13 protein-coding genes are annotated in these 12503 nt (G+C 31.4%); 5 read left to right on the top strand and 8 right to left on the bottom strand.

All coding sequences use genetic code 11. The features are described 5' to 3' along the window. Positions 1–38 precede the first annotated feature (38 nt). The 4 genes from efp to QM746_RS13280 all read left to right on the top strand — a co-directional run bounded on the left by efp (position 39) and on the right by QM746_RS13280 (position 3214). Positions 39–602, top strand: coding sequence for an elongation factor P (efp, locus tag QM746_RS13295; RefSeq protein ID WP_213189574.1), 564 nt, complete (start codon positions 39–41; stop codon positions 600–602). Positions 603–675: 73 nt separating this feature from the next. Beyond that, on the top strand, positions 676–1575 hold the full coding sequence (locus QM746_RS13290; RefSeq protein ID WP_414984671.1) for an LpxD N-terminal domain-containing protein: 900 nt from the start codon (positions 676–678) through the stop codon (positions 1573–1575). A 58-nt stretch (positions 1576–1633) separates the two neighbouring features. Beyond that, positions 1634–2506: a succinate--CoA ligase subunit alpha gene (gene sucD / locus QM746_RS13285; protein ID WP_414984670.1), complete on the top strand. Its 873-nt coding sequence runs from the start codon at positions 1634–1636 to the stop codon at positions 2504–2506. A gap of 75 nt (positions 2507–2581) precedes the next feature. Beyond that, the gene (locus QM746_RS13280) at positions 2582–3214 is read left to right on the top strand and encodes a porin family protein (RefSeq protein ID WP_414984669.1); all 633 of its coding nucleotides are present in this window, start codon (positions 2582–2584) and stop codon (positions 3212–3214) included. Positions 3215–3306: 92 nt separating this feature from the next. Here the strand turns inward: QM746_RS13280 and QM746_RS13275 are convergent, their stop codons facing one another. From QM746_RS13275 to QM746_RS13260, 4 genes are all read right to left on the bottom strand, one after another. Beyond that, positions 3307–3672: a DUF1304 domain-containing protein gene (locus QM746_RS13275; RefSeq protein ID WP_414984668.1), complete on the bottom strand. Its 366-nt coding sequence runs from the start codon at positions 3670–3672 to the stop codon at positions 3307–3309. Positions 3673–5302: 1630 nt separating this feature from the next. After that, entirely contained in the window at positions 5303–6034 is a 732-nt protein-coding gene (locus QM746_RS13270; RefSeq protein ID WP_414984667.1) for a DNA-binding domain-containing protein, read from the bottom strand. 155 nt (positions 6035–6189) lie between these two features. Further along, positions 6190–6924, bottom strand: a complete 735-nt coding sequence (locus QM746_RS13265) for a hypothetical protein (protein WP_414984666.1) — start codon at positions 6922–6924, stop codon at positions 6190–6192. A 51-nt stretch (positions 6925–6975) separates the two neighbouring features. After that, positions 6976–7605, bottom strand: coding sequence for a hypothetical protein (locus QM746_RS13260; RefSeq protein ID WP_414984665.1), 630 nt, complete (start codon positions 7603–7605; stop codon positions 6976–6978). Between the two features lie 285 nt (positions 7606–7890). Here QM746_RS13260 and QM746_RS13255 point away from each other — a divergent pair, with 285 nt between their 5' ends. Beyond that, positions 7891–9144, top strand: a complete 1254-nt coding sequence (locus QM746_RS13255; RefSeq protein ID WP_414984664.1) for a phage integrase SAM-like domain-containing protein — start codon at positions 7891–7893, stop codon at positions 9142–9144. A gap of 117 nt (positions 9145–9261) precedes the next feature. On the opposite strand, the gene QM746_RS13250 is transcribed toward QM746_RS13255, so the two are convergent. From QM746_RS13250 to QM746_RS13235, 4 genes are all read right to left on the bottom strand, one after another. Then, the gene (locus QM746_RS13250) at positions 9262–9405 is read right to left on the bottom strand and encodes a hypothetical protein (RefSeq protein WP_414984663.1); all 144 of its coding nucleotides are present in this window, start codon (positions 9403–9405) and stop codon (positions 9262–9264) included. Positions 9406–9526: 121 nt separating this feature from the next. Then, on the bottom strand, positions 9527–10834 hold the full coding sequence (locus QM746_RS13245; protein WP_414984662.1) for an ABC transporter permease: 1308 nt from the start codon (positions 10832–10834) through the stop codon (positions 9527–9529). Between the two features lie 35 nt (positions 10835–10869). Then, positions 10870–11787 carry an ABC transporter ATP-binding protein gene (locus QM746_RS13240; protein ID WP_414984661.1) on the bottom strand — a complete coding sequence of 306 codons (918 nt, stop codon included), beginning with the start codon at positions 11785–11787 and terminating at the stop codon, positions 10870–10872. Between the two features lie 105 nt (positions 11788–11892). Continuing rightward, the gene (locus QM746_RS13235) at positions 11893–12492 is read right to left on the bottom strand and encodes a hypothetical protein (RefSeq protein WP_414984660.1); all 600 of its coding nucleotides are present in this window, start codon (positions 12490–12492) and stop codon (positions 11893–11895) included. Positions 12493–12503: the final 11 nt, after the last annotated feature.

Below are 12503 nucleotides of genomic sequence, written 5' to 3'. Positions count from 1 at the left end.
TAAAACAAATAATAAATTTTCAAAACAACATATTTTTAATGGCAACAAGCAACGATATTAAAAAAGGACTTTGTATAGAATATAGCAACGACATTTACAAAGTAATAGAGTTTCTTCACGTAAAACCAGGGAAAGGGCCTGCTTTTGTAAGAACCAAACTAAAATCTGTAACCAACGGAAAAGTTATTGATAATACTTTCTCTGCAGGTCACAAAATAGATGAGGTAAAAGTGATTACTCGTAAATTTCAATATTTATACGATGACGAAAACGGTTACCATTTTATGAACAACGAAGATTTCTCTCAAATGTATCTTAACAAAGAAATGATTGAGAACGCTCAGTTTATGAAAGCTGGTGAAGAAGTTACCATCATTATTAAAGAATCAGACGAAACACCACTTTCTGCGGAAATTCCTCAGACAGTTTACCTAGAAGTAATTGAAGCAGACCCAGGTGTAAAAGGAAATACTGCGACCAACGCTCTTAAAAATGCAATTGTAGAAACTGGAGCTAGAGTTTTAGTGCCACTTTTTATTGAAGCTGGAGACAAAATTAAAGTAAACACAGAAGACGGTTCTTACTTAGAACGTGTAAAATAAATTAGCTGGATGTAGGAAGCTGGATGTAAGATACAATTCTTCCAGCATCCATCATCCAACATCCTACAATAATATGAAATTTCAATCACCTCAGTCTCTTAAGACCATTGCAGAATTAATTAATGCAAAATTTGTAGGAGACGAAAATTTTCAAGTTTTTGGAACTAACGAAATTCACCGTGTAAAAGCTGGTGAAATTGTTTTTGTAAACCATCCCAAATATTACGACAAAGCGCTTTTTTCTGAAGCTACTATTATTTTGATAGACAAAGAAGTAGATTGCCCAGAAGGTAAAGCTCTTCTTATTTCAGACGACCCTTTCAGAGATTTTAATAAAATTAACGAATATTACCAAGGTATTCAAACTTTTGAAACAACTGGTCAAAATGCTGTAATTGGAAAAAATTGTAAAATTCACCCTTCTGTAGTAATCGGAAACGATGTGAAAATAGGAGATAATTGTATGATTTTTCCAAATGTAGTAATTGGAGACAGAACCGAAATTGGTAATAACTGCGTTATTCAATCAGGAACCGTTTTAGGAGGTGACGCTTTTTATTACAACAAAAATGCTGAAGGTTTCAGAAAAATGCTTTCCGTAGGAAATGTAATTATAGAAAATAATGTAGAAATAGGTAATCTTTGTACAATAGACAGAGGTGTTACAGATTCTACCATTATTGGTGCAGGTAGTATTTTGGATAATCAAATTCAAATAGGACACGATACCGTTATTGGTAAAAAAGTTCTTATCGCTTCTCAAACCGGTATTGCAGGTTGTTGTATTATCGAAGACGAAGTTACCATTTGGGGACAAGTAGGAATTGCATCTGGAGTTACCATCGAAAGCGGAACAGTACTTCTTGCGCAAGTTGGGGTTAACAGAAGTTTATCTAAAGGAACCTATTTTGGGCCAATTGCAGAAGAATTCAGAAGTTATTTAAAGAAAGAGGTAAAACTCAAAAATTTATAATCAATTTCTTTGTGTAGAACTCTAAAAATACTATTTTTACAAAAATTAAAAATTAGAAATGTCAGTATTAGTAAACAAAGATTCAAAAGTAATCGTACAAGGATTTACAGGTAACGAAGGAACTTTCCACGCAAGCCAAATGATAGAATACGGTACTAACGTAGTAGGTGGGGTAACCCCAGGAAAAGGAGGTACAGAGCATCTTGGTAAACCAGTGTTTAATACCGTTGCAGATGCTGTGGCAAAAGCCGGAGCTAATGTAAGTATCATTTTCGTACCGCCTGCATTCGCTGCAGATGCCGTAATGGAAGCTGCAGAAGCTGGAATTAAAGTAATCGTTTGTATTACAGAAGGAATTCCTGTAGCTGATATGGTAAAAGTTAAAGAATACATCAAAGATAAAGGCGCTAGATTAATCGGGCCAAACTGTCCAGGTATCATCACTTCAGACGAAGCTAAAATTGGTATTATGCCAGGTTTCGTTTTCAAAAAAGGTAAAGTAGGTATCGTTTCTAAATCTGGAACCCTTACTTACGAAGCAGCAGACCAAGTAGTAAGAGCTGGTTATGGTGTTTCTACTGCTATTGGTATTGGTGGAGACCCAATTATTGGTACTACAACAAAAGAAGCATTAGAACTTTTCATCAACGACCCTGAAACTGAAGCTGTGGTAATGATTGGTGAAATTGGTGGCTCTCTAGAAGCTGAAGCTGCAAGATGGTATAAAGCAAGTGGTTCTACAAAACCTGTAGTTGGTTTTATCGCAGGACAAACTGCTCCTAAAGGTAGAACAATGGGACACGCTGGTGCTATTGTTGGTGGTGCTGAAGATACTGCACAAGCTAAAATGACGATTATGAGAGAAAATGGAATTAACGTAGTAGATTCTCCTGCAGACATCGGTAAAACTGTTGCCAAAGTATTAGGATAATTTTCTATATTTGAATATAATTTTAAAACTTCATAATAATTTTTATTATGAAGTTTTATTTTAAATAAACACACTATGAAAAAAACATTAAAAAAATGGGCAATAGTAGTCTCTGCCTTTGCCTCATCTATGGCTTTTGCGCAGATAGACTTTAGCTCTACCAGATTTGGAGTTACCGCAGGGCCTACTTATTCCAGAGTGCAAAATGCGCACAATCCTTCTTCTGCCAGAGTAAGTTTTTATGGTGGATTTCTTGCAATTGTTCCTATTGGAGGTGATGATATGTTCTATCTACAACCAGAAATTGAATATTTAGGAGCTGGCGAAAACGGACAAAATAGTGCTGTTTATGCCAGCAATTACATTAGTGTTCCTATTTATTTTAAAGCTTATTTCTCTGAAGCTGAATCTGAATTTTTTGGTCAATTAGGACCACGATTTGGTTTTTTGATGAATCAATCAATTAAAAATCCTAGCAAACCACAATATTATACTACAGATACATTCGGAAAGGCAGCAGCTTTTGATTTTGCTATTTCTGGTGGTTTAGGATTTAGTTATAAAAGAAAAGTAGAAATTTTTGCTAGATTTGATTATGGTATTACAGATAATTTACCAGATTTAAAAGTAGAAACTCAAGACCCAGCAAGTCTTAAAGCCAAAAAACAACACATTCTTTCGGCAGGAATTTCTTACATTTTTGATTAAATGAGGAATGTTGATGTTGGAATAAAGAAGATTTGAAATTTTAAAATATTTTTAGAAATAACAAAAACTCAAGAAATTTATCTTGAGTTTTTTTATTGTAATAAAACGGCTGCCAAAGCTAAAATTGCAGGCAAAGCCTGTACGAAAAATATCTTTTTAGAAGCCGAAACTGCGCCATAAACTCCGGCAGCAATTACACAACCCAAAAAGAAAATCTGAACGTTGGTCTTCCATTCTGGGTTTTCTATAAAAAAGCTCCAAATTAATCCTGCGGATAAAAAACCATTGTACAAACCTTGGTTGGCGGCGAGTTTTTTGGTAGGTTTAAAAAGTTCATCAGATAAAGAACCTTTAAAAGTTTTCTTGCCCAAAGTTTCCCAAGCAAACATTTCCATATACAAAATATAAAGATGTTCTAGGGCTACCAATGAAACGAGGATGATTGAAAGTATTTGCATGAGTTTTAATTTTTTTCTACTAAAATACATAAAATAATTTGCCTCTAAATTTTTTATTGTTATAAGTTTTATGTATTTGATTAATTTTTGAAATAACTGTGAAAGAAATTATTTTTGAGAGTTTTTCACTGTTTAATTTAAAGATAAAGAATATCCTGGGAAACGCCCCACATCCCAGAGATATTCAGTTACATCATTCATGTTTTGCAGAATCAGGGGGCATTAAAATTATAAATAGAAATTTATTTTAAAAGCCTTCAGAGATGATGAACGCTGCTCTTTTTTTTAAATATTTTCAATAATACAGATAGACTATTGAAAAAAAACTATAAAGATTATATAATAACTCTGAAGGCAATTTTTTATTTAATGGTATCTATATAGTGTTGATATTGTATTATTTTTTATAATGTAAAAGCTTATTTATTTTGAGTTTATAGATACCATTTTATTTTTCTCATTATTTGTATTTCTAATAACTCGATACTTTTTTTGCTGAAGAAAGTCAAGGGAATTTTCTTATAATAATAATTTCCATTCTTATGAATGAATAGTACTATTATACTTGTTGGATTACAATAAGTTATTTCAAACTTGCATAAATATGAATATTCTATTATTAGTTCATTTTTTTTTGAGCCTAAGAATTCATAAAGTAAACTTTGGCTCGAAATATTGATTGCTTCCTTAGAAATTTGTAGAAAAACTATTTTAGAATTCAATAGCAAAATTATTATTATGATTAAAGTGGTTAATATTATTATTAAAATATTATTTTCAAAAAAATTTAAGCTGAATAATAGTAAAGAAATAATAATAGAAATCACTGAAGTCATAAAAGAAATATGAATAAATTTTTCGTTATTAAAAATTATTTTGTCTTCTTTCATTGTGTTTTGGGTGGTTATTGTTGTTATTAGTGAATTTTTTCAACACATTAAAAATTGTATAAGATTATTTTATTTAACAATGCGATTTTAGGTTATAACTATTTATAAATTTTATTATCAAAGTTGTTCTATCAAAAGTTTATTATTTAATTTTAAAGGCAGGCAATTTTTCCTGCCTATTAAAATTAAATAAAATCATAGCAATGTACATTTGCGAGATTATACTCTGGATATTCTTAATTATATAATAATGGGAGCTTATATACCACTACTATTTTTCTAGACCATTTTTCTAATAATTATCGTGATGAACTAATTATTTCTTATCTAGAATTCATTTGTCTAATTCTGTCATGAGATAAAATATTAAACTCGTCTGCGCTGGTCTTCAGATTACTATCATTTCAGAATATCCATTTATTAATATAGTAGTAATTGTGTCAGAGAAAGTATAATTCTTATTATTACACTCACAAATTACCACTTATCAATACAGTTTATAAAAAGCCTTCAGAGATTTATGATGAACGCTATTCTTTTCTAAAACACATATTTTTCTTTGCATCATACATAATGAAAAACTATGAAGACTATAATTACTCTGAAGGCTAGATTATTATTGAGCTACTTTATGTTGAAAAATAGCCTAATCTATGACTATTGCCTCTTATTCGACCGAACAAAGGTGTATTATTCGGGTGAACTATACTGTATTGTCCGCTCGGACAAGGCAGTGTTGTTTATTGTACCGTTAGTATCTTCTCTAATCCTGCTGTACGAGGTTCTTTCAGTAACGAGCCTTGGGCAAATTGCGTTACTACTTCTATTGTGTATGTACCAGCAGCTAGGGCGGGAGTTACAATAATAACTTCTGATGGATTGTTGGTTACAATATCTGTAGCATCTACAACCGTTCTGGATTGTGTGGTGGTATCTACAAAATATACTCCGTTGGCGGTATCTTCACCTGCTATTTTTATTTTATTGCCACTGATTTTGAGATTTCTGTTTGGAGTAAGCAAATCGTTTACCGAACCGCTCTTTACATCCGTTACCTGAAGAATGGCAGAAGAGGCGTCTGCGATACCTAAAATGTTGACTTCAATAGTAGGGATTTCTGCTCTAAGTTTTTCCCCTTGATTGAATTGGAAAAGGATGGAGTGCTTAGCAGAGTTAAAAGTTTCTGTTGGGCTATCGAATACTCCTCTTATTAGAGTAGAAGCAGTGAAATAGCCTGTGTTAACGGAATATCCATCGCAAAGCTGGTATGCCATTTCCTTTAAGAAAAGTTCTGTAGCATGCTGCATAGAGGCAGCCGAAACATCCGAACCACCTCTATTAACTGCTGCTTCGCAGATTTGTTTCACGTTAAGACTTCTTTCGCTTACAGTGCGTGCGATATAATCGTTTGGGTTGTCTTTGGTAAGAGCGTTATCGTAGAGATAAGCCTTAATTTTGTGCAGAATTGCCATAATATTAATTTTTGATTGTTAATTTTTAATCTAAAAATTCCTCGAAGTAAAAGAGGAAAAGCTTAATATCAATGTGTAAAGATTTAATTCCTCTAATACCTCGTGGATTTGCTCTGTGGAATTTTAATAAGTAAAAAATTTAGATCTGTATAAAATCATAGGCCTAAGTATATTATATCCAGATTATTCCTAGAAGCTAAAGGTGAATCAATTATAAAATTGTTAGTAGGTGCAATCTTAATTGTAATTGAATCACCTGCATTTGCAGAAATAATAGCCGGATAATGGGTGTTAAAATAAGAATTGCCTTGAACGTAACCGTATGTTTCATCATTTTTGACGATATTTCCATTTACAAATATCTGTACATAGAAAGTATATACTCCTGTAGTGGCAGGAACTCTGAAAAACGAATGAAATATCAATTCATATTTTCCGGTATTTAATACTGTGTAAGCACCTATACCCGGTAAAGACGTTGCAACCCCATTATTTATTGTGAAATTAGATGCAGTACTACATTGGAAGTTTTGATAATTAGATTGCTGATTTCCTGTATTGGGCTGCCAGGTTCCGACACCATTTGAATCTGATACCAATACTCTTCCGGCTCCCTGTGTGCCGTCAATAATCTTGATAGCTCCCACAGTACTATTGTTTATGTGCAGTTTTGTATCAGGATTAATTGTTCCGAGCCCTAAATTTCCGTTTGCAGTAAATACTAAGTCATTGCTTTGTTGTATGGTGGTGTGAGCAGAGCCTGTTGCAGGGTTATCTTTGCCACCATCTATATTAAAAATTCCTTGCGGATTTTGAGTGTTTATGCCTACTTGGCTATATAGTGCAACGTTTACTATAAGTGCTACAAAAAGAGTGATGTTTTTTTTCATTTTATTTATGTTTTTAATATGTTGTATTTTGTTACTAATTGAGAGAATTAATTATATTTTGGTTTTGTACTTCTTTAAAATTGGAGGTGGGCGTATGCTTAAAGAATTTACACTAATATGTTCTAATACTTTTTCATAGTGAATTATTATGTATTGTATGGTATCTTTGATTTTTAAAATGGATGATTCATTATGAATCTGTATAAGTAATTTTTGTTGTATGTTATTAAGGCAAGCAAGATGATGAGCTAATTTTGTTAGTTTTAATATACTAGGATTGCTTTTTGTGATGAAAAATTTTTTTTGAAAGAACTGTTTCTTTTTAATGATATTTTTTTTCTCAGACTCCTTTTTATTCTTGAAAACGGTGATTTTATTTTTATTTTCAAGACTTTCTTGTTTTACGATTTCAATCTTACAAGTGTTTTTGAAATACTGCCAGCCAGAGAAGGGCGTTTCTTCTTCGATATATATTTCTACTGTTTCTTTTTGATCTTGCTCTTGTATATTACTAAAGGGAAAAACGATTGTGCTATCTTGAATTGAAATTATTGTGTTTTCTTTAGTGTAGAGTTGTGCATTTAGACATTGAAAATAAAAAATGAATAGAAAGATAAAAAGCGCCATTGCTTTCTCACAAAGGATATCTTTCTTTCTTGTTATTTTTTGTGTTTTTATCATTGTTGTAAAAAGTAGTCCTCATTAGACTACTTTTTAAACTATTGATTTACAGTTCAATAGTTTTTAAATTAAAAATTTATATTTATAAGTGTTTATTGTTATTGTTTTAATATGCATATTTACATTATTGGAGATATATTGTACGTGCAAGTGGTTAATTATGAAAAGTTTATATAGGTATTGTATTTAATAAATTTGTTTATATTTGCAATGAAAAAGTAGTCTAATGAGGACTACTTTTTTTATTGTAAATTCGTTGATTATTAACTATTTAAAATTAACGGAATGACATTCGAATTCTTTTTGCCTCATAGTGGTACATGTAAAAATATTCATCTAAATATTACCGATAAACAGCAAAATAAGATTTATAGATTCAGGACGAGTTTGCAAATTCTTGAAAAAGATTGGGATACTATCAAACAACGCCCCACTAATATTTACCTGAAAAAATATAAAAAACTAAACGCAAAGTTAGATGGTCTTAAAAAAGAAGTGGCTGAGTATATTCGTGTTAAACGTTCTGATAAAAGTCAAGTGAAACAACGCGAAATAGCTAAAACAATTAAATGGATTTGCTCTTCTAATAAAGTTTCTAAAGAACATGTGAATTATCCAGAAAATTCATTCTTATATTATATGCAATGGTATATTAGTATTAAAAAAGGACTTATTTGTAATTCCACTATTAAAAGGTATAAAGTTTTCTTCCATTTGTTAGAACGTTTTGAAGGGTTTCTATGCAAAAAATTATATTTAGAAGATATAAATATTGATTTTATTAAAAATTTCATGTTTTTTGGTAGAGAAGAAGAGTATAGTGATAATACTATTGTGAGGACTATTCATTTTGTAAAAACAATTTTAAATTTTGCAGAACGTAAAGGTGTAAGAACTCACGTTAGAGAGCTGGAAATAAGAAGAGAAAAACAACATTGTGAGTTGGCAACTTTATCTGAAAAAGAGATTATGGAAATAAAATCTACTGAAGTATCGGGAGAGATGCAGTATGCAAAAGACTGGCTTTTGATAAGCTGCTATACAGGGCAACGATTTTCAGATTTTATGCGTTTTTCTAAAAAACAATTGATAAAAATAAATAATAAAGTCTGTATTAGTTTTACTCAGAAAAAAACACATAAAAAAATATTATTGCCCTTGCATCCAGCAGTAATGAATACACTGAAGCGTTATGATGGCAATTTTCCGCCGACATTAGATATGCAACAATATAATAATTCTATCAAAGAAATAGCCAAACAGGCACAGCTAAGAGATTTAATAAAAGCAAAAAAACGTATTGGGCATAGAATGAAATGTTATGATATGGAAAAATGGGAAGTTTTGTCTAGCCACATCGGGAGGCGTAGTTTTGCCACTAATTTTTATGGTAAAATCCCAACCCCTTTATTAATGGATGCTACGGGACATAGTACGGAACAGATGTTTTTGAGATATATTAATCCATTAGACGAAAACAGAATATTAAGCTTAAGCAGTTATTTTGATAGGGTGTATAAAGATAGAATGGTGGTTTAAAATTATTTTAATTGTTTTTCTTTTTATAAAATTGTCAGTCTGAGCGGAGTCGAAGACTTTAAGCAAATAGGAAAAGTAATTATCATTTTAATACAATAAATTATTAGAAGTTTACACTTAATTAAATAAATCAGTTTTTGTATTATCAATTAATTTTTGACCTTCATTATTAAAAATTAATTTTAAAGAATAATCTAATTCTTCTTTAATTCTTAACAGTTGATTAAAATCATCTCCACATTTTAAATTTATTGTTCTCATTTATTTATTTTAAAAGTTTTATTATGATTAATTTAGTATGTCAAATATATCAAATATTAACAAAAAAATCGCTACATCACTGCAACGATTTTGATTTGTTAATTTATAATTCTTTAATTTTTTAACTTGTTCTAATCCACTTCCAAAGTTCTTTAAAAGTAGCTTTGTTTCCATACATTAAAATGCCTACTCTGTAGATTTTTGCAGCAATGAAAACCATTCCTAAAGTAAAAATTACCAATAGAATAATGGAAAGTGCAATTTGCCAAACTGGTACACCAAAAGGAATTCTGGCAACCATTGCAACAGGCGAAGTAAGTGGTATAATAGACAGCCAAAACGCCATTGGACCTTCTGGATTGTTCATAATGCTGAAACTTCCGTACATGCCTAAAATAAGTGGTAAAATCCCGAAAATAGTAAACTGTTGGGTTTCGGTTTCGTTATCTACAGCCGAACCAATGGCTGCGTACATAGAACTGTAGAAAATGTAGCCCAACAAAAAGAAAACAATAAATACGAAAATAATTAATCCGTAATCCATACTTAATAAATTATGGAAAATAAGCGTTAGAATCTCTTTAATTCCTCCAATTTTAGCCATCGGGTTTTCAGCATTTTGAGCAATTGCAGGGGTATAACTTTTATTGAAAATGGTTGCAGCAACCACAGACATCGTAATCCAAATTGCAAATTGCGTAAGTGCTACCAAAGTAACGCCAAGAATTTTCCCCATCATTAATTCGAAAGGTTTTACAGAAGAAATTAAGATTTCTACCACACGGTTGTTTTTTTCTTCCAAAACGCTTCTCATTACACGAACACCATAAATCATAATAAACATGAAAATAATGTACATTAGAGACATGCTCATCCCAGATTTTACGCCAAAAGCAAAATTATCGTCTTGTTTGGCTTTATCTACCACGTTTTCGGTGGCAATCATAAATTTTTGGTCCAGAGCCATCAATTCTGCTTCTGTGATGCCTAATTTCTTAATTTTTTCTTTTTTGATGACCTCAGAAAGTTGAGAAGAGATTTTCATTTGAGCATCAAAACCTAGTTTTTTATTAACGTAAAGCTTGCTGTTTTTTTCTAAAGCATCCAGATTATTGTCTGTATTGGCAGGAATTACCAAAACTCCGTCCATATCTTCCACATTTTTGAGTGCTACCAAAAGAGATTTTTCGGTTTCGGAAGGCACAAAAGTGTATTGTATGTCTTTGTCTGATTTTAATTGAGTAGTAAAAATTCCGGATTTGTCTATTACACTTAGTTTGGTTTGGGTTTCATTAGCTTTGAACATAAAAGTAATTAAAGCAATAAAACCAGCCAGCAAAAGTGGCGCAAGAAGCGTAAGAACAATAAAAGATTTTTTCTTAACCTGAGTTAAAAATTCTCTTTTGGTTATAAGGATTATGTTTTTCATTTTGTAGGATGTTGGGTGATGGATGTTTGATGAAATTAATTTTGTGTTTGCGAAGTTACAGCTGTAATGAATACTTCGTTCATGCTTGGAATTTTTTCGTCGAAACTTCTTATTTTACCAGCTTTCATCAAATCATTTAGAAGAAGATTTTGGTCTTCTTTATAGTTCAAATCAAAGGAAATAAGCCCGTGTTTGTCTGTTACATCGTAGAATTTGTATTTGTTTTTCAAAATTTCAAATTCTTCGGAAATTACTTCAGACAAAACAATATTATAAAGATTTTGTTTGAATTGTTCTCTCACCTCGAAAATTTTCCCATCCAGAATTTTTTTAGAATTATTGATAAGAGCTACGCTATCGCACATTTCTTCTACGCTTTCCATACGGTGAGTGGAGAGAATAATGGTAGTACCTTGTTCTTTAAGTTTTAAGATTTGGTCTTTTACTAAGTTTGCATTTACAGGGTCAAAACCAGAAAAAGGTTCGTCTAAAATTAACAATTTGGGCTGATGAAGCACTGTTACTACAAATTGTATTTTTTGCGCCATACCTTTAGAAAGTTCAGATAGTTTTTTCTTCCACCAATGGTCTATTTCGAGTTGGTCGAACCAATATTTTGCTTGCTCCAGAGCGTGGTTTTTAGACATTCCTTTTAGTTCACCGAAATAGAGAAGTTGGTCTCCTACCGTCATATTTTTGTAAAGACCTCTTTCTTCTGGCATGTAGCCAATATCTTTGATGTGATTGGGATTGAGTTTTTCTCCGTTGATGAAAACGTCACCTGTATCTGCTTGTGTAATCTGATTGGTAATTCGGATAAAACTGGTTTTCCCAGCTCCGTTTGGTCCTAAAAGCCCATAAACCGAACCTGTTGGAACATCTATACTGAAATCTTGTAGCGCTATTTTTTTTCCTGCGTTATACGTTTTAGAAACATTTTTTGCTTGTAGCATTCTCATTAATTTTACTGCAAAGTTAGTTGCTAAAGTACGGAAATGTTACTTAAAAAATGATTAAAATTTTTAAGATGTTTTTAATTTTGTGCTTTCAATGCTTTTCTATAGGCTATTTTCGTATGTATAAATGTTTAACTTTTGAAGTTCTAAATTTATTTTATCTAGCCATTCTTTTTGTTTAGGATTTTTTTTAAAGAAAATTTCTTTACCAATTTTTAAAAAGGAATCATCATTTTCTGCATCGAATTGATTGTTTCTTTTCTGTTTTTTTTGTTCCCAATCGTTCACCATATTTCTGTAAATGTTAAGATTGGTAATATTTTTTCTGCCTAAACTGTCTGCGGATTTCCGAATTTTTCTGGCATATAATTCTGAAATGTTAAAATGAATTTGCTCGTGTTGTAGTACGTAATCGTTTTTTACCAACATCCAAGATTGTTGTTTGTCGAAATAGTTTTTCACAACTAATTTTGGCGGAGTGTATCTGCTTTTTTGAGTGGTAATAACTTCTATAGAAATGGCGCTTATGGCACCTAAAAACTTTTTGTTGCCCGTTTTTAAAGTGTCTTTTTGTATTGCTTGGAAATCTTTAATTTGGAGTGAATTGTTAGTTCTCCAGAGAATTAAATCTTGAGGAGCTGTTATAAAACTCAAGAATAATAGGATAGAAGAGAATATTAATATTTTGAAGGTAAATTTCATATTTTATAAAC

Origin of the sequence: Cloacibacterium sp. (genome assembly GCF_047601505.1) — a bacterium.
Lineage (GTDB): Bacteria > Bacteroidota > Bacteroidia > Flavobacteriales > Weeksellaceae > Cloacibacterium.
The sequence above is the reverse complement of the archived record's forward strand: the minus strand, read 5'-3'. Positions and strand labels throughout refer to the sequence as shown.